23 protein-coding genes are annotated in these 20988 nt (G+C 72.1%); 10 read left to right on the forward strand and 13 right to left on the reverse strand.

Annotated elements, in window-relative coordinates:
- Positions 1-14: 14 nt before the first annotated feature.
- The gene (locus tag BJZ21_RS01430; RefSeq protein ID WP_179662128.1) at positions 15-1175 is read left to right on the forward strand and encodes a ferredoxin reductase; all 1161 of its coding nucleotides are present in this window, start codon (positions 15-17) and stop codon (positions 1173-1175) included.
- Between the two features lie 36 nt (positions 1176-1211).
- On the forward strand, positions 1212-2456 hold the full coding sequence (locus tag BJZ21_RS01435; RefSeq protein ID WP_179662129.1) for a fatty acid desaturase family protein: 1245 nt from the start codon (positions 1212-1214) through the stop codon (positions 2454-2456).
- Positions 2457-2531: 75 nt separating this feature from the next.
- Here BJZ21_RS01435 and BJZ21_RS01440 read toward each other — a convergent pair whose 3' ends face one another.
- Complete coding sequence (locus BJZ21_RS01440; protein WP_179662130.1) at positions 2532-3398, reverse strand: oxidoreductase; 867 nt, start codon at positions 3396-3398, stop codon at positions 2532-2534.
- A gap of 134 nt (positions 3399-3532) precedes the next feature.
- On the opposite strand from BJZ21_RS01440, the gene BJZ21_RS01445 reads away from it, so the two are divergent.
- The 3 genes from BJZ21_RS01445 (at position 3533) to BJZ21_RS01455 (ending at position 5300) form a co-directional block, all read left to right on the forward strand.
- Positions 3533-4465, forward strand: coding sequence for an MmyB family transcriptional regulator (locus tag BJZ21_RS01445; RefSeq protein WP_179662131.1), 933 nt, complete (start codon positions 3533-3535; stop codon positions 4463-4465).
- Positions 4462-4716: a hypothetical protein gene (locus BJZ21_RS01450; protein WP_179662132.1), complete on the forward strand. Its 255-nt coding sequence runs from the start codon at positions 4462-4464 to the stop codon at positions 4714-4716. Before BJZ21_RS01445 ends, BJZ21_RS01450 begins: the two co-directional genes overlap by 4 nt.
- Positions 4717-4832: 116 nt before the next feature.
- Complete coding sequence (locus BJZ21_RS01455) at positions 4833-5300, forward strand: allene oxide cyclase family protein (protein WP_179662133.1); 468 nt, start codon at positions 4833-4835, stop codon at positions 5298-5300.
- Between the two features lie 3 nt (positions 5301-5303).
- Here BJZ21_RS01455 and BJZ21_RS01460 read toward each other — a convergent pair whose 3' ends face one another.
- Entirely contained in the window at positions 5304-6080 is a 777-nt protein-coding gene (locus BJZ21_RS01460; RefSeq protein ID WP_179662134.1) for an SDR family oxidoreductase, read from the reverse strand.
- Positions 6081-6159: 79 nt separating this feature from the next.
- Between BJZ21_RS01460 and BJZ21_RS01465 the strand changes: the two genes are divergently transcribed.
- Positions 6160-6513, forward strand: coding sequence for a DUF488 domain-containing protein (locus BJZ21_RS01465; protein WP_343051897.1), 354 nt, complete (start codon positions 6160-6162; stop codon positions 6511-6513).
- Between the two features lie 9 nt (positions 6514-6522).
- On the opposite strand, the gene BJZ21_RS01470 is transcribed toward BJZ21_RS01465, so the two are convergent.
- Positions 6523-6876, reverse strand: a complete 354-nt coding sequence (locus tag BJZ21_RS01470; protein WP_179662136.1) for a hypothetical protein — start codon at positions 6874-6876, stop codon at positions 6523-6525.
- Positions 6877-7114: 238 nt separating this feature from the next.
- Here BJZ21_RS01470 and BJZ21_RS01475 point away from each other — a divergent pair, with 238 nt between their 5' ends.
- Positions 7115-8647 (forward strand): M20/M25/M40 family metallo-hydrolase, encoded by a 1533-nt coding sequence (locus BJZ21_RS01475; protein ID WP_179662137.1) that lies wholly within the window; start codon positions 7115-7117, stop codon positions 8645-8647.
- 115 nt (positions 8648-8762) lie between these two features.
- On the opposite strand, the gene pgm is transcribed toward BJZ21_RS01475, so the two are convergent.
- On the reverse strand, positions 8763-10403 hold the full coding sequence (gene pgm / locus BJZ21_RS01480; RefSeq protein ID WP_179662138.1) for a phosphoglucomutase (alpha-D-glucose-1,6-bisphosphate-dependent): 1641 nt from the start codon (positions 10401-10403) through the stop codon (positions 8763-8765).
- Between the two features lie 199 nt (positions 10404-10602).
- Here pgm and BJZ21_RS01485 point away from each other — a divergent pair, with 199 nt between their 5' ends.
- From BJZ21_RS01485 to BJZ21_RS01495, 3 genes are all read left to right on the forward strand, one after another.
- Positions 10603-10887, forward strand: coding sequence for a DUF2218 domain-containing protein (locus BJZ21_RS01485; RefSeq protein ID WP_179662139.1), 285 nt, complete (start codon positions 10603-10605; stop codon positions 10885-10887).
- Positions 10888-10908: 21 nt separating this feature from the next.
- Positions 10909-11661, forward strand: coding sequence for an ABC transporter permease (locus tag BJZ21_RS01490; protein WP_179662140.1), 753 nt, complete (start codon positions 10909-10911; stop codon positions 11659-11661).
- A gap of 68 nt (positions 11662-11729) precedes the next feature.
- Positions 11730-13250, forward strand: coding sequence for a hypothetical protein (locus BJZ21_RS01495; protein ID WP_179662141.1), 1521 nt, complete (start codon positions 11730-11732; stop codon positions 13248-13250).
- A gap of 12 nt (positions 13251-13262) precedes the next feature.
- Here BJZ21_RS01495 and BJZ21_RS01500 read toward each other — a convergent pair whose 3' ends face one another.
- The 9 genes from BJZ21_RS01500 to BJZ21_RS01540 all read right to left on the reverse strand — a co-directional run bounded on the left by BJZ21_RS01500 (position 13263) and on the right by BJZ21_RS01540 (position 20855).
- Complete coding sequence (locus tag BJZ21_RS01500; RefSeq protein ID WP_179662142.1) at positions 13263-14189, reverse strand: NAD-dependent epimerase/dehydratase family protein; 927 nt, start codon at positions 14187-14189, stop codon at positions 13263-13265.
- 54 nt (positions 14190-14243) lie between these two features.
- Positions 14244-14510 carry a hypothetical protein gene (locus tag BJZ21_RS01505; protein WP_179662143.1) on the reverse strand — a complete coding sequence of 89 codons (267 nt, stop codon included), beginning with the start codon at positions 14508-14510 and terminating at the stop codon, positions 14244-14246.
- Positions 14507-15163, reverse strand: coding sequence for a DUF222 domain-containing protein (locus tag BJZ21_RS01510; protein WP_179662144.1), 657 nt, complete (start codon positions 15161-15163; stop codon positions 14507-14509). The genes BJZ21_RS01505 and BJZ21_RS01510 overlap by 4 nt, the downstream gene beginning before the upstream one ends.
- A gap of 181 nt (positions 15164-15344) precedes the next feature.
- Positions 15345-16067, reverse strand: a complete 723-nt coding sequence (locus BJZ21_RS01515) for a GntR family transcriptional regulator (protein ID WP_343051898.1) — start codon at positions 16065-16067, stop codon at positions 15345-15347.
- Positions 16068-16192: 125 nt separating this feature from the next.
- A complete protein-coding gene (locus BJZ21_RS01520; protein WP_343051899.1) occupies positions 16193-16903 on the reverse strand; it encodes an ABC transporter ATP-binding protein in 711 nt (236 codons plus the stop codon).
- The gene (locus BJZ21_RS01525; protein ID WP_179662145.1) at positions 16890-17717 is read right to left on the reverse strand and encodes an ATP-binding cassette domain-containing protein; all 828 of its coding nucleotides are present in this window, start codon (positions 17715-17717) and stop codon (positions 16890-16892) included. The genes BJZ21_RS01520 and BJZ21_RS01525 overlap by 14 nt, the downstream gene beginning before the upstream one ends.
- Positions 17714-18757 carry a branched-chain amino acid ABC transporter permease gene (locus tag BJZ21_RS01530; RefSeq protein WP_179662146.1) on the reverse strand — a complete coding sequence of 348 codons (1044 nt, stop codon included), beginning with the start codon at positions 18755-18757 and terminating at the stop codon, positions 17714-17716. Before BJZ21_RS01530 ends, BJZ21_RS01525 begins: the two co-directional genes overlap by 4 nt.
- Positions 18757-19650 carry a branched-chain amino acid ABC transporter permease gene (locus BJZ21_RS01535; RefSeq protein ID WP_179662147.1) on the reverse strand — a complete coding sequence of 298 codons (894 nt, stop codon included), beginning with the start codon at positions 19648-19650 and terminating at the stop codon, positions 18757-18759. The genes BJZ21_RS01530 and BJZ21_RS01535 overlap by 1 nt, the downstream gene beginning before the upstream one ends.
- A gap of 47 nt (positions 19651-19697) precedes the next feature.
- On the reverse strand, positions 19698-20855 hold the full coding sequence (locus BJZ21_RS01540; RefSeq protein ID WP_179662148.1) for a branched-chain amino acid ABC transporter substrate-binding protein: 1158 nt from the start codon (positions 20853-20855) through the stop codon (positions 19698-19700).
- Positions 20856-20988 lie beyond the last annotated feature (133 nt).

Consider the following 20988-nt stretch of genomic DNA (forward strand, 5'->3'; position numbering starts at 1 on the left):
GGACACTGGAGTCCATGAGCACCGAAGTCACCCCCCGTGTCTCCGGAGCGACGTCCGGCACCACCCCGCCCGACGCCGCTGCGCAGCCGCGCGGCCTGAGGGCCGGCCTGCGCCGGTTCGTCGAGGCGGCCGTGACCCCGCTCGAGATCGACGACGTGCTCGACGTCTTCCACCCGCTGCGTGCGGGCGCCACGCTGCGCGGCCGCGTCGTCGCGGTCCGCCGCGAGACCGCCGACGCGGCGACGCTGCTGATCCGGCCGGGCCGGGACTGGGCCGGCCACGTGCCCGGCCAGTACCTCCGCGTCGGCGTCGACGTCGACGGCGTGCGGCTGTGGCGCACCTACTCGCTGACCCACGGGCCGCTCTCCGATCGCTGCCTGAGCATCACCGTCAAGGCGATCCCCGGCGGCGTCGTCTCCCAGCACCTGGTGCACCGGGTGCGCCCGGGACAGATGGTCCACCTCGGCCAGGCCGAGGGCGACTTCGTGCTGCCGAGCCCGCTGCCGCGCAAGCTGCTGATGGTGACCGCCGGCTCCGGGATCACGCCGGTGATCGGGATGCTGCGCAACCTGTTCTCCCGGGCCGAGCCGCTCCCCGTCGCCGAGGGCGTCGACATCGTGCTGCTGCACTCGGCGCTGTCGCGCTCGGAGGTGATCTTCGGCGAGGAGCTGCGCCGGTACGCCGCGCTCGGCTGGCTGCGCCTGGTCGAGCTGCACACCGACACCCGGGGACGGCTGGACGTCGCCGACCTCGACGAGATCGTGCCCGACCTCGACGAGCGCACGACGTACGCCTGCGGGCCCGTGGGCCTGCTCGACGCGCTCGAGGAGCACCACGCTGGCCGCGGGCTGCCGCTGCACCTCGAGCGGTTCAAGGCGGTCACGCTGGCCGCCGACCCGGACGGCGCGGGCGGCGGCTCGCTCACCTTCGCGAGGTCCGGGACGGTGGTGCAGGCCGACGGCGCCACCCCGATCCTCGACGCCGCGGAGTCCGCGGGGGTGCTGATGCCGAGCGGGTGCCGGATGGGCATCTGCTTCGGCTGCGTGCTGCCCCTGCGCGAGGGCGCCGTGCGCGACCTGCGCAACGGCGAGATCACCACCGCCGCCCCGGGCGACGGCGTCGCCATCCAGACCTGCATCAGCGCCGCCGCCGGCGACTGCCACCTCGACCACTGACCGACGCCCGCTGTCCCACCGACGAGAGGCCCCACCATGACCGTCATCTCGAAGAAGCCCGTCAGCCCCATCGCCCACCTGACCCCCGAGGACATCGAGCAGATCGGCGTCGAGCTCGACGCGATCCGCCAGGACATCCTCGACGCGCGCGGCGAGAGTGACGCGGCGTACATCCGCCGGGTGATCGCCGTCCAGCGCCGGCTCGAGCTCGGCAGCCGCGCGGTGCTGCTCGGCAGCGCCCTGCCGCCGCTGTGGATCCTCGGGACGGTCGGCCTGAGCGTGGCCAAGATCCTCGACAACATGGAGATCGGCCACAACATCCTGCACGGCCAGTGGGACTGGATGCGCGACCCCAAGATCCACTCCACGACCTGGGACTGGGACATGGCGAGCCCGGCCGAGCAGTGGCAGCACTCGCACAACCAGCTGCACCACACGTACACCAACGTGATCGGCAAGGACAACGACCTCGGCTACGGCATCATGCGCGTCGACGAGGACCAGCCGTGGGTGCCGATGTACCTGCTCCAGCCGGTGTGGAACTTCATCAACGCCTGCTTCTTCGAGTACGGCATCGCCGCCTACGACCTCGAGCTCGGGGCCGCGATGAAGAAGAAGCAGACCAAGGACCCCGACTTCCAGCGCCGGCTCAAGCAGGTCCTCGCCAAGGTCCGCAAGCAGGCCACCAAGGACTACGTCGTCCACCCGCTGCTCTCGCTGCCCACCGGGTCGTTCCTGTCCACGCTGGCCGCGAACTTCACCGCCAACGTGGTCCGCAACCTGTGGAGCCACTCGATCATCATGTGCGGCCACTTCCCCGAGGGGGTCGAGACCTTCGAGAAGCGCTCGATCGAGGGCGAGACCCGCGGGGAGTGGTACGTCCGGCAGATGCTCGGCTCCGCGAACATCTCCGGGTCCAAGGCGATGCACCTGATGAGCGGCAACCTCTCGCACCAGATCGAGCACCACCTCTTCCCGGACCTGCCGAGCAACCGGTACGGCGAGATCGCGCCGAAGGTCCAGGCGCTCTTCGAGAAGTACGACCTGAACTACCACGCCGCGCCGCTGCCCAAGCAGGTGGCGAGCGCGTGGCACAAGGTGGTCCGGCTCTCGCTGCCCAACGGCTGGCTGGCGACCACGAACGCCAAGAACCTGCCCTCGCAGCTCAAGCTGCTCTACGGCATGGCCACCAAGGGGCCCAAGGTCCGCCGCGCCGCCCAGGCCCGGCTGACCCAGCAGGCCCGCAAGGCGCAGCAGGCCGAGGCGCCCCGCGCCGCCTGACCCTCCGGGGCTCCGGCTGGCGTCATACGGATCGTGGTCTGGAGACCTCGGTCCGTATGACGTCTCTCCGGCGGTTCAGCCGATGGCGTCGAGCGTGGCGAGCGCCTCGGCGGGCAGCGTGAGCGCCGCGGCCGCGACGTTCTCGCGCAGGTGCGCGACCGACGAGGTGCCGGGGATCAGCAGGATGTTGGGCGAGCGCTGCAGCAGCCAGGCCAGCGCCACGGCCATCGGCGTCGCGCCGAGGTCCGCCGCCACGGTGTCGAGCTCCCGGGCCTGCAGCGGGGTGAAGCCGCCGAGGGGGAAGAACGGCACGTAGGCGATGTCCTGCTCCGCCAGCGAGTCGACCAGTGCGTCGTCGTGGCGGTGCGCCACGTTGTAGTGGTTCTGCACGCAGACGACCGGCGCGACCGCCTGCGCCTGCGTCACCTGGGCGGCCGAGACGTTGCTCAGCCCGAGGTGCCGGACCAGCCCCTCCTGCTGCAGCTGCGCCAACGTCTCGAACGGCTCGGCCACCTGCAGGTCGGCCGGAGCACCGTCGGCCCCGAGTCGGAGGTTGACCAGGTCGAGCACGTCGAGGCCGAGGTTCTCCAGGTTCTCCTCCACGGCTCGGCGCAGCTGGTCGGCCCCCAGGGCGGCCGGCCAGCCACCGGCGGCGTCCCTGGCGGCGCCGACCTTGGTGACGAGGTGCAGCCCGCCCGGGTAGGGGTGCAGCGCCTCGCGGATCAGCTGGTTGACGACGTGCGGTCCGTAGAAGTCGCTGGTGTCGATGTGGGTGATGCCGAGGTCCACGGCCTCGCGCAGCACGGCGAGCGCGGCGTCGCGGTCGCGGGGCGGCCCGAAGACGTGGGGGCCGGCCAGCTGCATCGCGCCGTACCCCATGCGGGTCACCGTCAGGTCCTCGGCCATCGTGAAGGTGTCGGCGGCACTCGTCGTCACAGTCATGGGTTGTCCTCTCGCTGCACTCGGTGGGTGTGCGTGCTCCACCGTGCGGGGGGACGGCGACCGGGAGAAGGTCCCCTCGATCCTGGGAGTGACAGGGCCAGGGAGGCGCGGGTGACCGTGGCTACCGTGGAGGGGTGAGCGAGGACAACCTGCTGGGCGACTACCTGCGGGCCAGGCGGGAGCTGGTGTCGCCGGAGAGCGTGGGGCTGCCGGCCGGCGGCCTACGACGGGTCCCGGGGCTGCGGCGCGAGGAGGTGGCGATGCTCGCCGGCATCAGCGCGGACTACTACCTGCGCCTCGAGCAGGGCCGCGACCGACGGCCGTCCACGCAGGTGCTGGACGCGCTGGCCCGGGTGCTCCAGCTCGAGCCCGCCGCCACCGACTACCTGCTCAAGCTGGGCACTCCCCGGCCCCGGGCTCGACGGCCCCGCCCGCGCCCGGAGGTGGTGCCGCCCGACATCGCGCGCCTCGTGGCGGGGTTGGGCCTGCCCGCGTTCGTCGAGGGCCGCTACCTCGACGTGCTCGCGGTGAACCCGCTCGCCGCGGCGCTCTCGCCCACGCTCCGTGCGGGCGAGAACCGGCTCCGCTCACTCTTCCTCGACCCCGCCGAGCGGGCGCTCCACCCCGACTGGGAGCGGACGCTGCCCCGCCTGGTGGCCGGTTTCCGCCGGCGCGTGGGCGGCGACGTCGACGACCCACGGGTCGTGCAGCTGGTCGGTGAGCTCTCGCTCGCCAGCGAGGAGTTCCGGCGGGTGTGGGCGCGGCACGACGTGAAGGCCATCGGCAGCAAGTCGACGCGGATGGCCCACCCGCAGCTCGGCGACCTCACGCTCGACCTGGCCAAGCTGGGCGTCGAGGGCGCCGAGGACCAGGTGATGGTCGTCTACCACGCCGAGCCCGGGTCGGAGAGCGCGGAGAAGCTGGCACTGCTGGGGTCGCTGGCCGTCGCGGCGCCGCCGGCCCCGCGCACCCGATCGGGCGAGGAGCTCACGACGAGCACTCCCTCGACGCCGCCATCGACGCCCTCGACAGCACCGCCGAGGAGCTCGGCAGCGAGGAGCGGGTGATCGAGCGGGTGCGCTACGAGCTGGGCAAGCAGCGCAGGCTGCTGACGTCGGCAGGCTCGGACGGCGACCCGATCGTGCAGCACGACGACAACGACTACCGCAGCCTCTTGCTCGCCCTCATCGGCCGGCGGCGCGAGGCGCTCCTCGAGCTGCGCGACCAGCAGCGCATCGACGACATCGTGCTGCGCCGGGTGCAGGCGCGCCTCGACAAGGAGGAGATCCGGTTCCTGGGGGCGAACCCACCCGAGTGAGGCGGGTCAGGCGCCGAACCGCCCGGATCGGGGCTGGCTCCCGGTCCGGCCCGCGGTCTCTACTGGAGGTGGGCGGGAGACGTCCGCCCCGGGCCCCGGGAAGTGGGGAGGGCACCATGACCAGCAAGCTCCTCGCCGCCGGCACCCTGGCGGCGACCGTGGCCGCGGGGGCGGTCTCGGTCGGCGCAACCGCCGCGAGCGCGGCCACCGGCGGGCGGCACATCACCGTCGTCGAGCACGCCGTGTCGGACACGGTCACCGACACCGGTCGGAAGGGGGACAGCGTGGGCGACCTGCTCACCTTCGCCAACCCGATCTTCAACCGCGCCGACACCAAGCGGATCGGGCACGACAACGGCTCCTGCATCCGCACGGTCGTCGGCAAGGCCTGGGAGTGCTCCTGGACGACCCGGCTGCCCCACGGCTCGCTCGTCGTGCAGGGACCGTTCTACGACCACCGCGACTCGACGCTCGCCATCACCGGCGGGACCGGCGCCTACTCGCGGGCCCGGGGCGTGATGCACCTGCACGCACGCAACAAGCAGGGCACGGCGTACACGTTCGCCTTCGTGGTGCGGCGCTGACCCTCACGGAGAGCCTGGCTCGGCGGGCGCCACCGCTGCTCGCGCCCAGGTCTCCCAGTCGATGCCCCTGACGAGGGCGCCAGGGCCGGGCAGCACCGACCCGCCGGCGATGCTCGCCGGCGCCGGGACGGGCTCGACCTCGACGTCGTCGCCGCGCAGCGCCACCCACCGGCGCACGAGATCGACCAGGTCCTCCTGCCGCGGCCCGGCGAGCTCCAGGTCGCCCTGCTCCGGGCCGGTGGCCATCTCGACCAGCAGCCGCGCCACCTCGACCGAGGCCACGGGCTGCGTGGGCATGGCCATGACCTGCGCCCGCCGCCCGTGCCTGGCCCGGTCGAGCACCTGGCCGGGGAACTCGTGGAACTGGGTGGCGCGCAGCACCCGCGCCCCCGGCGCGTGCTCGCGCGTGACGCGTTCGTGCGCCAGCGTCGCGACGTACCACCCGAAGTCCTGGCTCTGCTCGACCCCGACGATGGAGAGCACGACCGTGCGCGGCACCCCGGCCGACCGGGCCGCCGTCGCGAGGGTCGTCGCCACCGTGGTGAAGAAGTCGACCGCCTCCTCCTCGACCATCGAGGGGGAGCGCGTGACGTCGACGACGGCGTCCACGCCGACGAGCCGGTCACCGACGGCGTCCGGATCGGTGAGGTCGACGCCGGTGCTCCGGCTGAGGGGGACCACCTCGTGACCGGCCGCCGAGGCGAGCCGCACCACCTGCGAGCCGATCAGCCCGGTCGCCCCGGCCACGGCCAGCCGCTTGGTGCTTCCTGCTGGTGCCATCTCGTCGATGCTAGGCGGCCCACGGCGCGAGGAGCCGTCGTGCCGGTGCGGACGACAGCCGCTGACCTACGCTCGAGGTGTGGGGAGCAGGCATCACCTACGCATCAAGCGCGTGTACGACGACCCGGCAGGAAGCGACGGCTACCGGATCCTGGTGGACCGGCTCTGGCCTCGCGGCGTCAGCAAGGACGATGCAACCCTCGACGAGTGGATCAGGGACGCCGGCCCGTCGACCGAGCTGCGGCGCTGGTTCGGGCACGACCCGTCGAGGTTCGACGAGTTCGCGGACCGCTATCGCGCCGAGCTGAAGGGGTCCGAGGCCCTGGCGCAGCTCGCCTCCCGCCTCCGGGAGCATCCGGTGGTCACGCTGGTCTACAGCGCCAGGGACACCGAGCACAACCAGGCCGTCGTCCTGCGGGACCTGCTCGCCTGACCGGCGGCGTCACGTTGCCGCGGCTCGGCGCTGCCGGGTCGTCTGCGCCCGGTGCACCGCCGCGATCACGAGCCAGCTCAACAGGTAGACGAGCAGCAGCGCCGGCGACAGCAGCAGCAGTACGACGCCGCCGACCGCCGCGGTGACGACCGCCGCCCGCACCGCGGGCGATCCCTCCTGCCACACGCCCTTGAGGACCGCCCGGGCCGGGTTCTTGCCGCGCAGCTGCGCCTTGACCCCCTCGGCACCCGCCCGCTGAGCCACGCCGCCGGACCCGGCCACGGACTCGAGCCTGTCGGCCCAGCCCGCTGCCGTGCGCTCCAGCCTCGTGGCGACGTTCCCGACCAGGGCATTGAGCGCCACGCCGAACGCCTGGCTCGGGCTGGGAGCTTCACCCCGCCGGGCCGCGGGTTCATCGGTCGTCGTCATCGCGTCGTCTCCACGCTGCCTCGTACCCGCTGTCGGCCCATCCGACACGGAGGCCGTCCCCGTTCGTCGCCTCCGAGCCACCACTCGTCGCAAGAGCGCCGCCGCCTCGTTGACCGGTGCCGACCCCGAGGGGTGATGTGGGGGTCCACATCTCTCTCGGGAAGGCAACAAGATGAGGCAGTCGCAACCGACCCAGTTGTTCAGTCGTCGCTCACTCCTGGGGGGTGGCCTGGCCGCGGTGGGCGCGGTCGGGCTCACCGGAAGCCGGGTCTTCGATCCGTCGCGGGTTCTCGCCAGCGCACCGGCGGTCGACGTCAATCCGGCGGACCTGGACTCGCTGGACCTGCTCAAGCGGATGATCTCCTACGACACCCAGAACTTCGGGAACGGCGGCAAGACCCGACCGTTCGCCGAGATGCTCCAGGGGGTCTGGAACGCCGCCGGCGTCTCCACGGAGCTGATCCCCACGCCGCAGCCGGACAACGTCCACCTGATCGCCCGGATCAAGGGCACCACCTCGGCGGCGCCGGTGCTGGTGCTCGGCCACTCCGACGTCGTGCCGGTCGAGAAGGACAAGTGGCGCACCGACCCGTTCGTCGGCACCGTCGAGAACGGGCAGATCTTCGGCCGTGGGGCGCTGGACATGAAGGGCATGGACGCCGCGTCGGTGTCGGGCCTGTTGCGCCACATCGACGAGGGCGGCACGTTCGAGCGCGACATCATCGTGCTCACCGACTGCGACGAGGAGGCCGGCAGCTACGGCTCGAGCTGGCTCGCGCAGCAGCACTGGGACAAGCTCGACGCCGGGATGGTGCTCACCGAGGGCGGCTGGTTCCTGGCCCAGCACGACAAGACGACGCCGATGCTGATCACGGTGACGCGTCAGGACAAGGTCTACTTCAACCTCGACCTCACCGCGAACGGCACCGCGACCCACTCCTCCAAGCCGAACCCCGACGCGGCGATCGTGAAGCTCTCCCGTGGCATCGAGGAGCTGGCCGGGTGGCTGGCGCCCGTGCAGCTGACGCCGGTGACGAGGGAGTACTTCGCGGCGCTCGCCCGGGCCACCGCCGACCCGACCTTCGCCCGGGCCATCAGGCTGATGCTCAAGGCGCACTCGCGGCCCGCGCTGGAGCGGGCCGCGCGCGTGGTGGTGGCACGCTCGGACTACCCGTGGCTGCACTCGGCGCTGTTGCGGACCACCGCCGCCTTCGTCATCGAGGACGCCGGCTACAAGGAGAACGTCATCCCCTCGACCGCCCACGTGCGGGTCAACTGCCGGGGCATCCCCGGCGGGCAGAAGCCGCGCGCGTTCCTGGCGCAGGTCCGGTCCATGCTCGCCCACCGGGACATCACGGTGGCCCTGGCCACCCCGGAGGGCAGCTCCGAGGCGGAGTACCTCGACCAGCTCGACAAGTCCTGGGCCACGCCGCCGGCCGACATCGACACCCCGCTCTACCACGCGATCGCGAAGGCGGCGGCCAAGACCTATCCCGGCGCCGTGTTCGCCCCCGCCCTCTTCGAGGCGGGCACCAGCCTGCACCCCTGGCGCGAGCACGACATCCCGGGCTACGGCGTCTACCCCTACGTCATCGACAACGCCCAGCTGGTCGCCATGCACGGCAACAACGAGGCGATCTACGTCGACGCGCTGCGCAAGGGCACCGACTTCATGTACCGGGTGTTCGACCGGTTCCGCGTCTGAGCCAGCCGGCGCGCCGGCGCCTCTTCGGCGGCATGGGCCGCGCCCCGCGAGAGGCACCGTCCCGACCCGGGACGGTGCCTCTCCGCGGCGGCGCGGGTGCCGGGCCGGCGGCCGCTCAACCCAGCGCGGCCGAGACCACCTCGCGGGCCTCGGCCTGCACCTGCGCGAGGTGGTCGGGGCCGCGGAAGGACTCGGCGTAGATCTTGTAGACGTCCTCGGTGCCCGACGGGCGGGCGGCGAACCACGCCGACTCGGTGAGGACCTTCAGCCCGCCGAGCTTCGCGCCGTTGCCGGGCGCCTCGGTGAGCTTGGCGGTGATCTTCTCCCCGGCCAGCTCGGTGGCGTCGACGTCCTCGGCCGACAGCGCGGCCAGCCGGGCCTTCTGCTCCCGGTCGGCGGGGGCGTCGATGCGGGCGTACGCCGGGTCGCCGTGCCGCTCGACCAGCGCCGCGTAGTGCTCGGAGGGGGTCTGCCCGGTCCGGGCCAGGATCTCCGAGGCCAGCAGCGCCAGCAGGATGCCGTCCTTGTCGGTGGTCCAGGTGGTGCCGTCCATGCGCAGGAACGACGCGCCGGCCGACTCCTCGCCGCCGAAGCCGAACGAGCCGTCGAGCAGGCCCGGCACGAACCACTTGAACCCGACCGGCACCTCCACCAGCGGCTTGCCCAGCGACTCCGCGACCCGGTCGATCATCGAGGAGCTCACCAGCGTCTTGCCGATCCGCGCGGCCTCCGGCCAGCCCGGCCGGGCCCCGCCGAAGAGGTGCCCGATCGCGACCGCGAGGAAGTGGTTGGGGTTCATCAGCCCGGCGTCGGGGGTGACGATGCCGTGCCGGTCGGCGTCGGCGTCGTTTCCGGTGGCGAGGTCGTAGGCGTCGCGCTGGGCGATCAGCGAGGCCATCGCGTCGGGGGAGGAGCAGTCCATCCGGATCTTGCCGTCCCAGTCCAGCGTCATGAACCGCCAGGTCGGGTCGACCAGCGGGTTGACCACGGTGAGCTCCAGGCCGTGCCGCTCGGCGATCGCGCCCCAGTAGTCCACGCTCGCGCCGCCCAGCGGGTCGGCCCCGATCCGCACGCCGGCCTCGCGGACCGCGGCCAGGTCGACGACGTTCGGCAGGTCGTCGACATAGGTGCCCAGGAAGTCGTACGACGAGGCCGCCGCCCGGGCCCGCGCGAAGGGGACCCGCTGCACCCCGGCCAGCCCCTCGCGGATCAGCTCGTTGGCCCGCTTCGCGATCGCCGAGGTCGCGTCGGTGTCGGCCGGTCCGCCGTGCGGGGGGTTGTACTTGAAGCCCCCGTCGCTGGGCGGGTTGTGCGAGGGCGTGACCACGATGCCGTCGGCCAGTCCCGAGCCCGTGGTCCGCCGGGCGTTGGCGCGCAGGATCGCGTGGGACACCCCCGGGGTCGGCGTGTAGCCGTCGGCGGCGTCCACGAGCACGGTCACCTCGTTGGCGGCCAGCACCTCCAGCGCGGTGGCCCACGCCGGCTCGGAGAGCCCGTGGGTGTCGCGGCCCAGGAACAGCGGCCCGTCGTACCCCTGCTCGCGCCGGTAGTCGCAGATCGCCTGGGTCGTGGCGAGGATGTGGGTCTCGTTGAACGCGGTCCGCAGCGACGAGCCGCGGTGCCCGCTGGTGCCGAACGCGACCTGCTGGTCCACGTCGTCGGGGTCGGGGACCCCGGTGTAGTACGCCGTCACCAGGTGGGCGACGTCGACGAGGTCCGAGGGCTGGGCGGGCTGTCCTGCGCGAGAGTCGGCCATGGCGCCCATCATGCCGCCCGCGCCGTCGCCGCGGCCACGGCCGCCGCGGGTCGTCGGCGCCCGGCCGGGGGCGGAACGACGTCCGAACGGCCCTTGCGCCCACGGCAGCGTCGGGCAGAATCCCCTCACCGGAGGCGCCGGACGGGGATGGTTCTCGGCGCTGCTGGGTACACCTGAGCCACACGACGGGGAGGCGACAATGACGACGGTGAACGGCACGATGGCGACCGACCGGCCCGAGCGCTACGCCAGGCAGCTGGTCAGCCACTGGTCCGAGCGTGGCCCGGTCGCCGACGAGGCCGGCGCCACGGTCCAGCGCTGGCACACCGGCCAGGTGCTGGTCCTGCGACCGGCCGACGGCGCCCTCGAGGTCGAGGTCACCGTGCCCGAGGGCGACGACGCCGCGCGGTTCGCGCAGGTGGTCAAGGCGCACCTCGAACGGTTCGGCCAGCGCGAGGAGCTCAACCTGGTCTGGCACGTGTGACGCGTCGGGCATGATGCCCGGGTGACTGATCCGTCCGGCTATGCGCAGTTCGTGGCCGGCCTGCTGGTGCTCACCGGCCTGACGCTGCTGCTGCTGCGCTGGGACGGGGTCGGGCTGGGGCTGTTCCCGCTGTGGGCGATCCTCCGCGCGGTGGTGCAGCTGACCGTGATCGCGCTGCTGCTGCGCGGCATCCTCGACGTGCCGTGGACGGTCGTCGCGTTCGTCGCGCTGATGCTCACCACCGCCTCGTGGACCGCGATGGGGCGGCTCGCGGAGCTCCGCCACGGCCGACGTACGGCGGCGCTCGGGGTGCTGTCGGGCGCGCTGCTCACGCTGGTCGTCGTGTTCGCCCTGCACCTGGTCGACCTGCAGGTGCGCTACCTGGTGGCGGTCGGCGGGATCGTCATCGGCAACTCGATGACCGCCGCGACGCTGGCCGGGCGCAACTTCCTGCGCGGCACCCGGGCCAAAGTCGGCGAGCTCGAGGCGTGGTTGGCGCTGGGTGCCACCCCGGCCCAGGCGCACGAGGAGATCGGGCGCGAGGCGGTGCGCGAGTCGCTGCTGCCCACGCTGGACCAGACCAAGTCCACCGGGGTGGTGACGCTGCCCGGCGCGTTCGTCGGCGCCCTGTTCGGCGGGGCCAGCCCGGCGCAGGCCGCGCAGTTCCAGCTCGTGGTGCTGGCCGGCATCGCGCTGACGATGACGGTCACCGGCATCGTGGTCACCCGGCTGGCCGGGCGCACGCCGTACCTCCCGGCCCAGGTCGAGGGGTGACCGGATCGTGAGCGCGGGACCGCGCGGGGGCGCGTCCGGGGGCACGCGTCCCCTCTAGCCTGTGACGCGTGAGGTTCCAGCGCACGCTCGTCCTGGGGGGCGTGGGGCTCCTCTGGCTCGCCCTGGGCCCGTGGGTGCTGCTGCTCGGGCTGGCCGCGCTCGCGTCCCGTCGCGTGCGGGCGTGGCTGCGGCCCGGCCGGCGGGCCACGGCGTACGCCGTCGGTGCGGTGCTGCTGCTCACCGGCCTGGTGCTGGTGGTGCCGGACGGCTGGCTGCCGATCCCGCCGGGGCCGGGCGCGCTGGTGACGGGCGGGTACGCCGGGCGGCCGTTCACGCCGCGGCCGCTGGACGGCGGCGGTCGTTCGCGCCCCGACCCCACGACCCCGGTGCGGGGCCCGGTGGGCGAGTCGCCGACCGTCGACACCGCATGGTTCGGGCTGCAGCAGTGCGCCTCGCTCGCCGTCGACGCCCGGCGGCGGCTGGTCGGCGTCTGCGCCGGCCCCGGAGGCCGGTCGCTGCGGGTGGTCGACCCGGACTCGCTGCACGTCGCGGCGACCAAGGAGCTGCCGGCGGCCGACGGCTGCGCCGGGTCGGGCGTCGCGCTCGACGACCACGGCCGGGCAGTGGTCGCGACCGCGGACCGCCGGCTGCTGGTCGTCGACACCGCCGACGCCGACGGGCACGCCGACCTGACGACGGTGGCGAGCCACGACCTGCGGCGGGTGGTGCCCGCGTCGGACTGCGTGACCAGCGTCGAGCCCGGTCCGGCGGGCGTGCTGTGGTTCGCCACCGCGGCCGGCCGGGTCGGGGTCGTCGCCGGCCCGACCGGCCCGGCGCGCACCGTGGACCTGGCGGAGGAGGTCGCCGAACCGCTCGCGGTCGACCGCTCCGGCGCCTTCGTGGTCACCACCCACGCGCTGTACCGGCTCACCGCCGGCGCGCGGCGGGACGGTCCGCCGCGGGTGGCCTGGCGGGCGGCCTACGACCGGGGCAGCCGGCGCAGGTCCGGCCAGCCGAGCCAGGGCAGCGGCACCACCCCGGTGGTCCTGCCGGGCGGCCTGGTCGCCATCACCGACAACGCGGACCCGCAGATGCACGTCGAGGTCTATCGCGCGGCCACCGGCGACCTGGTGTGCCGGCAGGCGGTCTTCGGCGACGACGCGGGGGCGACGCAGGGCGTGCTGGTCCCGGTCGGGTCGGGCGTGGTGGTCTCGAACTCCCACGGGTACGCCGGGCCGCTGGCCACCGTGCTGGGCCGCACGACCGACGGTGGGCTGGCGCGGGTCGACGTCGTCGGCGGGGAGTGCTCGGTGCGGTGGACGTCGGCGGAGGTGGCGCCCTCCGTGCAGCCCGCGCTGTCGCTGGCCACCGGGCTGCTCTACACCTGGACGAAGCCGCACAGCCGGTGGGGCGCGGACGCGTGGTACCTCACCGCGATCGACGTGCGTTCCGGCCGGACCGCCTTCAGGGTCCGCGCCGGGCTGGGCTGGCTGCGGGACCCGTCGTACGGACAGGTCACGCTCGGCGCCGGCGGCGCGGCGTACGTCGGCACGCTCGGCGGGCTGGTGCGGGTGCGGGACCGGTCCTGAGCCGCCGCACGGTCAGCGGGACGCGTGCAGCCCCTCGGCGATCTCGGCCAGCGCCCCGTCGAGGTCGACCTTGGGGCTCCAGCCCCACTTCCGCGCCCGCTCGGACAGGAGCCGGCCGGTCCAGGCGGGGGTGTCCTGCCACACCGGCTCGACGCCCAGGGCGCCGGTGACGGTCTCGTAGTAGTCCCGCAGCCGCGCGGGGTCGGCGGCGACGTTGACGGCGGTGCAGCCGCCCTCGACCGGCCCGCTGGCGGGGTCCTCGGCGACGCCCACCCGGCCGGCTGCGAGGTCGGCGATAAGCGTCACGAGGTCGTCGACGTGCACCCAGGGGAAGCTCTGGTCCGGTGCGGCACGGCGTGCTTCCTCGTCGTCGCGCATCGCGGCCGGGCGCAGGGTGTTCCAGACCGAGCTGTCGCCGGCGCCGAGGATCGCCGGTGGCCGGACCAGGATCCGGGTGAGGCCGTCGACCCGTGCCAGGGCGGCGTCGGTGTCGCGCTTGGTCACCGGGTAGTCGCCGCCGTCATCACCGACCAGGGTCGCGGACTCGTCGACGTCGCCCGCGCCCGGGGAGCGGTCGTAGACCGCGGCGGTGGAGACGTGGACCAGGCGCGCGACGCCGGCATCGCGGGCCGCGCGCGCGATCACGGGCGTGCCCTCGACGCCGATCCGGTGCTGGGCGGCGCGGTCGGAGCCCATCGGGTGGACCGTGGTCACCACGGCGTCGGCGCCGGCGACGACCGAGGCGGCGAAGGACGGGTCGTGGAACTCGCCGACCCGCTCCTCGACGCCCGGTCCGGCCGGGGCGGCGCCGGCTCGGCGTACCACCGCGCGCACCCGCAGCCCCCGGTCGACCAGGGCGGTGCACACGCGGGACCCGACGAGCCCGTTGGCTCCGGTGACCACGACGACGGGGGACGGGGAGAGGCTCTGGTCGGTCATCGGGCCACCTTGGCACGCGGCCCAAGCCGCACTGCTGTTGCGAGTCGCGCAGCCTCAGGCGGCATCGGGCTCGTGGGTGCGTTGGGGTCGGCCGAAGAGCAGCGGGATCAGGAACCGGCGTGGGGGCGGCGTCGTGCTCCGGGCCGGTGGTGCGGTGGACCGGTAGCGGTGCCCGGTCGGTGTGGTGGTCTCGATGGTGTGGCGGGGTCCGCCGCGGCTGCGGGGGTCGCCGGCGGCCCCGAGCCGGTCGGCTTCTCGGAGCAGCGCGGCGTGCACGGCGACGCCGTCCTTGACCGGCAGGCAGGCACTGAACAACGTCATGGTGTCCGGCGCAGGGTGGTGCGCCGGTCGGACTCCGCCCGCCGGCGCCGTCGGGCCACCGAGGCCGGATCCAGGGCGGCCGCCCGCTTCTGGAGCAGGCCGGTGAGCTCGCGCTCGCCCATCGCCTCGAGGGCGGCCGGGTCGCCGGCGACCTCGGCGTCGACGCGGCGGCGGTCCTCGAGCGAGAGGCAGGCGGTCTCGCGGGCGATGATCGTGGCCACCCACTCGGTGATGCGTCCGGTCCGGAAGGCGGCCCTGGTGGCTGGCAGTTCGCTGCGCAGGACCTTGGCGAGGCCGAGGTGGGTCTGGCCGCGGTGTGGGGACTCGCGGCGGGCCAGTGCGATCTGGGAGGCGATGCCGCGGCCCTGCCGGGCCTGTGGCTCGCCGGCGGCGGCGGCCCGGGCGCGTTGGGAGGTGTCGACGTCGGCGGTCAGCTCCGCCTGGGCCGACCCCGCGACGCACTTGAGGCGCTCCAGGGAGCGGATCCGGTCGATCCGCTCCGCGTCGCCCAGGTCCGGGCAGTCGGCCTGCAGTGCGGCGATCCAGCCCTCGATCGCCTCCGCCGAGGGCGGCTCGGCGGGCAGCGTCCCAGGCAGCGGCGCGGGCCCGCCGGCCGGACTGCCTGCCCCTGTGACGTGCCCGGAATCGACCATGTCCCTGACCCTAGGACCGGCCACCGACAACGCGGTGCCCACCGATCAACCCGCCTGTGGAGTGACTCGAGCTCGACTACCGGATCACCTGCATCCTCGTCGACGAGCGGTTCCGTCAGCACGGTCCGCTGACTCGGCACGAAGGCCGTCCACGAGCGCATCGCCTCGCGTAGGGGCGGGGTCAGGAGAGCGAGCGGGACGCGTCGAGGCGGTCCAGCGCGGCACGTGACGAACGCCCGGCCCAGACTCCGCGCACCTGGGCGAGATGCCGCAACATCTCGGACTCGGCTGCGTCGGCGTCGCCCGAACAGATCTTGTCGAGCAGGGTGATGTGCCCCTCGGCGCACTCTCCGACCTCGCCGCGCGCCGCCATCTCCGGCAGGTCGTACAGGCGCGAGCGCATCTTCAGGTCGCGTACCACGTCGACCAGGGTGCGGTTGCCCAGCAGCGACAGTAGCCCCAGATGGAAGCTCAGGTCTGCGGCGACGAAAGCGATCAGGTCGTTGGCCTCGGCCGCGACAATGATGCGTTGCGCGTCGGGGTACAGCGCCTCGACTCTCGCGCGCTCCACCTCGCGGGTGATCCGGGCGATCGCCGGCGGCTCGATGAGCGCCCTGATCTCCGTCAGCTCGTCCAGCTCGCGATCGGACAGCTCCGTGACCCGGAACCCCTTGTTGCGTACCGGCTCGACCATGCCCTGCTGGACCAGGTCGAGCATCGCCTCGCGCACCGGCGTCGGGGACACGCCGAACTCGGCCGCGAGCGCGGGCACGGAGTAGACGGTGCCCGGCTCGAGCTCGGTGGCGATCAGTGCTGAGCGCAAGGCATCGAGAACCTGTTCGCGCAGGCTCCGGGGACTGTTGACCCCCCCCGAGGACAGGTGCAGAATGCTTTTCCGAGACACCGACGCTCTCCTTTGGCCAGGTGCGCTGACGGGAAGCGGGCTGATCCTGCCCCACATCAGCAAGGCTGATGCTATCTGCGTCGACTCGCCCTGGTGCTCACCCTGAAGGCCTGGATTCGCCGCTCCTAGGCTCCAAGGTACGCATCGACGATGCGCTTGTCGGTCGACAGCTCGGCTGCGGCGCCTTCGATGGTGACCGCACCGCTCGCGATCACGTACGCGCGGTCGGCGATCCGCAGGGCGGCTCGGGCGTTCTGCTCGACCAACAGCACCGAGGTCCCGGACTGGTTGATCTGGCCGATGACCTCCATCACCGAGGCCACGACGAGGGGGGCCAGCCCCATGGAGGGCTCGTCGAGCATCAGCATCGTCGGATCGGCCACGAGGGCGCGCCCGATGGCGACCATCTGTTGCTCGCCCCCCGACAGCGTGCCGCCCTGCTGCGAGGACCTTGCTGCCAGACGTGGCAGCAGGTCGTACACGTGGTCGATGCGTTGCTTGACCACCTTCTTGTCATCGACCAGGAATCCGCCGAGCTGCAGGTTCTCCAGCACCGACATGGTGCTGAAGATCCGTCGACCCTCGGGGACGTGGACCAGGCCGTCGGCGACCGTGGTCCACGGGCGGGCGGTGGTGATGTCCCGGTCCTGGTAACGGATGCTCCCGGAGGTCGCGCGCTCGAGTCCCGAGATGGTCGCCAGAGTCGTGGTCTTGCCGGCCCCGTTGTTGCCCAGCACGGCGACGATCTCACCCTCCTCGACGTGCAGGGACATGCCGCGCAGCGCTTGCACCTTGCCGTAGAACACCTCGACGTCGCGCATCTCAAGAACTGGCACGGTGCGTCTGCTCCTCGTCGACGGCCGACGCGATATCGGCGGTTGGTTCCTCCTCGGTCCCGAGGTAAGCCTCGATGACCCGGGGGTTGGTCTTGATCTCGCCCGGTGAGCCGTCGGCGATCTCCTTGCCGAAGTTCAGCACCACGATTCGGTCGGAGACCTCCATGACCAGCCCCATGTCGTGCTCGATCAGCACCAGGCCGGTGCCGAGGTCACGAATGCGGCGGATCAGGTCGAGCAGCTCGTTCTTCTCCGAGTGGTTCAGCCCGGCACCGGGTTCATCGAGCAGCAGGAGCCGCGGTCGTCTGGCCAGGGCACGGGCGATCTCGACGCGCCGCTGATCGCCGTACGACAGGTTCTTCGCCGGCACGCCCCGTGGGGCGGTGAGACCGACGAAGTCCAGCCATTCGTGGGCCTCGGTCGTGCACTGCTCCTCGCTGCGGCGGAACCGTGGCGTGTGCAGCAGGGCGTCGAGCGCGCTCTGCTTGAGTCGCAGGTGCATGCCGGCACGCACGTTGTCGAGCACCGTGAGGTCACCGAACAGCCGGAGGTTCTGGAACGTGCGGCTCACACCGGCCTGCGCGATGCGGGCCGGACGCTGGTTGGTGACGTCCTTTCCCGCGACCACCACGCTCCCGTCGGTGGGGCTGTAGAAGCCGGTGATGCAGTTGAACGCGGACGTCTTGCCGGCACCGTTGGGGCCGATGACCGAGACGATCTCCCCCTCGTGGACCTCGAACGTCAGTCCGTCCACTGCCTTGATGCCGCCGAAGGCGAGATGGAGACCCTTGACGCTGAGCAACGTGGTGCTCACGAGATCGCCTCCTTCGCGAGCGCGCCGTGAGGGTCGGGATCACCCTGGTCGGGTCGTTCCTTCTCCCTCGCGCGCACCGGCCACACGCCCTGCGGGCGGAAGATGATGACGGTGATGAGGATGAGGCCGAAGGCGAAGTACCGGTAGTCGGCAGCGCCCCGCAGGAGCTCGGGGGCCAGGCTGACGAACAGCGCTCCCGCGATCACGCCCGGGGTGCTCCCCATGCCGCCGAGCACGACGGCCATCAGGATCAGTGCCGACTGCAGGAAGGTGAAGCTGGCCGGCGAGATGGCGGTCAGCTGGACCCCGAACAGCATGCCGGCCAGGCCGCCCCACACCGCGCCGGCGATGTAGGCCGCCAGCTTGACGCGGTAGGTGTGCACGCCCATCGCCTCCGCGGCATCCTCGTCCTCGCGGATGAACCGCCAGGCGCGTCCCAGTCGGGACCTGCCCAGCCGTGCCGCACCGATGACGGCGATCGTGACGACCACGACGACGAAGTAGTAGAACGCCGCCGGGGAGCTGAGGTCGAGACCGAAGAGATCGATGCCGGGGATACCGAAGATGCCCGAGGGGCCACCGGTGATGTCCAGGTTGTTCGCCGTGATGCGGATGATCTCGCCGAAGCCGAGCGTCACGATCGCCAGGTAGTCGCTGCGCAGGCGCAGCGTCGGCCCCCCGATGATCAGCCCGGCGACGACGGTCACCACGATGACGGCCGGGATCGTGGCCAGGATCGGGATGTCGAACTCGGTCGAGATCACACCACTGGTGTACGCGCCGACTGCGAAGAAGGCTGCGAAGCCCAGGTCAAGCAGGCCGCAGTAGCCGACCACGATGTTCAGGCCGACGGCGAGCATCACGTAGATCGCTGCCGACGTCATCACGCTCAGGGCGTACGGCGTCGCGATGACGAAGGGGAACAGCAGGGCGAACGCGAGTGCGGCCACCCCGAGGCCGCGGCTGGACAGCGCGCGGCTGATGAGGTTCTGGTCCGAGCCCGGTCGTGTGCGGGTGCCGGTGTTTGTCGTGGTGGCCATCAGACACGCTCCGTGACGCGCTCGCCGAGCAGGCCCGTCGGCCGGACCGAGAGCAGGAGGATGAGGACGGCGAACGTGAACACGTCACGCCACTCACCTCCCAGCCACTGGGTCCCGAACGACTCGAGCAGGCCGAGCAACAGGCCACCGAGCATGGCGCCGGGGAAGTTGCCGATGCCACCGATCACGGCCGCGGTGAACGCCTTGAGGCCGATCACGAAGCCCATCAGGAAGTCGATCTTGCCGTAGTAGGCCCCCGCCATCACCCCGGCGGCGCCGGCCAGGGCCGAGCCGAGGAAGAACACCCGGGATATCACCCGGTCGACGTTGATGCCCATGAGCAGCGAGGCCTTGGGGTCGAGAGCGATGGCCCGCATGGCGCGGCCCTCGCTGGTGCGCAGGATGTAGAGGTTGAGCCCGATCATCAGCGCGAAGGCGATGCCGATCAGCGCCACCTGCTCCCAGGTGATGCGCGCCCCCAGGACGTCGATGCTCTCCCCGCCGATACGCAGGGGGTACACGCGGGGGTTGGGTCCGGCCACGAGCCTCACGCCGTACTCGATGGCGAAGGAGGCGCCGACCGCGGTGATGAGGATGGACAGGCGCGGGGCGCCCCGGAGAGGTCGATAGGCGACCCGCTCCAGGAGCACCCCGAACGCTCCGGTGAGGAGCATGGCGATCACGAGCACGATCAACAGCGCGACGAAGCTGGTCGTCCCGATGACGCCACCCAGCAGCCCGAGGACGGCGAACCCGCCGAACGCGCCGAGCATGTAGATGTCGCCGTGGGCGAAGTTCAGCAGCTTGATGATGCCGTAGACCATGCTGTAGCCGAGGGCGACCAGCCCGTAGAAGGAGCCGACGAACAGCCCGTTCCAGATCAGTTGGGACATGAGGGTCCTGTCGTGTGAGGGTCGATGAGGGTCGTGGACGTCGACCCCTACGACAGGTCGTCCTCGAGCTCGAACTTGGTGCCCTTGACCTTCAGGATGACGAAGCCACCGGACGAGAGCGTGTGCTCAGGGGTGAAGGTCAGCGGTCCGGAGAACAGGTGGAAGTCCTTGAGGGCCTCCAGGGCGGAGATCATCTTCTTCCCGTCGGTGGACCCGGCGTCCTCGATGGCCTTGGCAGCCACGCGCACCGCGTCGTAGGACTGGGTCGAGAACGGTCCGGGGTCGGCACCGAAGGCCTTCTTGTAGTCGGCGATCCAGCCGCTCGCGTTGGTGAGGGTGTCGGGGGTCTGGGTCATCGTGGCGAAGACCCCCTGGGCCTGCTTCTCGCCGGCGATCTGGACCAGCGAGCCGTCGACGCTCCCGTCGCCGACCATGATCGGGCCCTGGTAGCCCGCCTGGCGGAGCTGGCGGATGATCAGGCCGCCCTCCTGGTAGTAACCGGTCCAGTAGACGAAGTCCGGGTGCGAGGTGATGATCGCGTTGACGTTGGCGCTGTAGTCGCTCTCGCCGGCGGTCACCGAGACCCGCCCCGCGAGGTCGGGTCCACCCGACTCCTTGAGCAGGGCGGCGGTCTTGTCGGCGATGTCGACCGAGTAGCTGGTGTTGTCGTCGACCAGGCTGACCGCCGAGGCGCCCTCCTTGTCGAACCACTTCATGGCCGCCTGGGCCTGCTGGGCTCCGGTGCCGTTGATGAGGAAGACGTTCGGGAGCTTCTGCTCGACCAGCTGGGTGGAGTTGGCGGCCGGGATGATCATGGGGATGTCCTGCTTGGCGAACACCGGCAGCGTCGGGAGAGTGGCGCCGGAGCAGTAGCCGCCCACGGAGGCGGCGATGTCCGACGAGACGAGCTTGTTGGCGGCGGCCACGGCCGTCTTGGGGTCGCAGGCACCGTCGGCGACCTCCAGCTTGACGTCGCGACCGTCGATGCCGCCGTCGGCGTTGATCTCGTTCACGGCCAGCTGGGCGCCGTTCTGCATGTAGGGCCCGATGGCCGAGCTGCTGCCGGAGAGGGGCACGACCATGCCGATCGTGATGGGTCCCGAGCCGTCGGCTGTGCTGCCGCTGCCCAGGCCCTGTCCGCAGGCGGTCAGGGACAGTGCGCCGAGCGTCAGGGTGGCGGCGAGGAGGAGCTTTCGAGACTGCATGGACGTGCTCACTTTCGTGGTGGGCCGGGGGTGCTGGTCGAGGGAGTTCACCGAGAGCACTCAGAAGGTGTGACCTGTCTTACCTCTGATGTGTGATGTGTGGCATATTACTCACGCGAGTCCGGCTGTCAAC

It is taken from the genome of Nocardioides panaciterrulae (assembly GCF_013409645.1).
In the GTDB taxonomy this organism is placed as follows: Bacteria; Actinomycetota; Actinomycetes; order Propionibacteriales; family Nocardioidaceae; genus Nocardioides; species Nocardioides panaciterrulae.

Bases quoted from the DNA above. Each gene is read 5' to 3' on its own strand.
- BJZ21_RS01505 (WP_179662143.1), bottom strand. From the start codon at position 14,510: ATGACGTTGTTCAGTGCCTGCCTGCCGGTCAAGGACGGCGTCGCCGTG.
- BJZ21_RS01485 (WP_179662139.1), top strand. From the start codon at position 10,603: ATGACGACGGTGAACGGCACGATGGCGACCGACCGGCCCGAGCGCTAC.
- BJZ21_RS01535 (WP_179662147.1), bottom strand. From the start codon at position 19,650: ATGTCCCAACTGATCTGGAACGGGCTGTTCGTCGGCTCCTTCTACGGG.
- BJZ21_RS01430 (WP_179662128.1), top strand. From the start codon at position 15: ATGAGCACCGAAGTCACCCCCCGTGTCTCCGGAGCGACGTCCGGCACC.
- BJZ21_RS01460 (WP_179662134.1), bottom strand. From the start codon at position 6,080: ATGGCACCAGCAGGAAGCACCAAGCGGCTGGCCGTGGCCGGGGCGACC.
- BJZ21_RS01435 (WP_179662129.1), top strand. From the start codon at position 1,212: ATGACCGTCATCTCGAAGAAGCCCGTCAGCCCCATCGCCCACCTGACC.
- BJZ21_RS01530 (WP_179662146.1), bottom strand. From the start codon at position 18,757: ATGGCCACCACGACAAACACCGGCACCCGCACACGACCGGGCTCGGAC.
- BJZ21_RS01475 (WP_179662137.1), top strand. From the start codon at position 7,115: ATGAGGCAGTCGCAACCGACCCAGTTGTTCAGTCGTCGCTCACTCCTG.
- BJZ21_RS01540 (WP_179662148.1), bottom strand. From the start codon at position 20,855: ATGCAGTCTCGAAAGCTCCTCCTCGCCGCCACCCTGACGCTCGGCGCA.
- pgm (WP_179662138.1), bottom strand. From the start codon at position 10,403: ATGGCCGACTCTCGCGCAGGACAGCCCGCCCAGCCCTCGGACCTCGTC.
- BJZ21_RS01510 (WP_179662144.1), bottom strand. From the start codon at position 15,163: ATGGTCGATTCCGGGCACGTCACAGGGGCAGGCAGTCCGGCCGGCGGG.
- BJZ21_RS01455 (WP_179662133.1), top strand. From the start codon at position 4,833: ATGACCAGCAAGCTCCTCGCCGCCGGCACCCTGGCGGCGACCGTGGCC.
- BJZ21_RS01500 (WP_179662142.1), bottom strand. From the start codon at position 14,189: ATGACCGACCAGAGCCTCTCCCCGTCCCCCGTCGTCGTGGTCACCGGA.
- BJZ21_RS01440 (WP_179662130.1), bottom strand. From the start codon at position 3,398: ATGACTGTGACGACGAGTGCCGCCGACACCTTCACGATGGCCGAGGAC.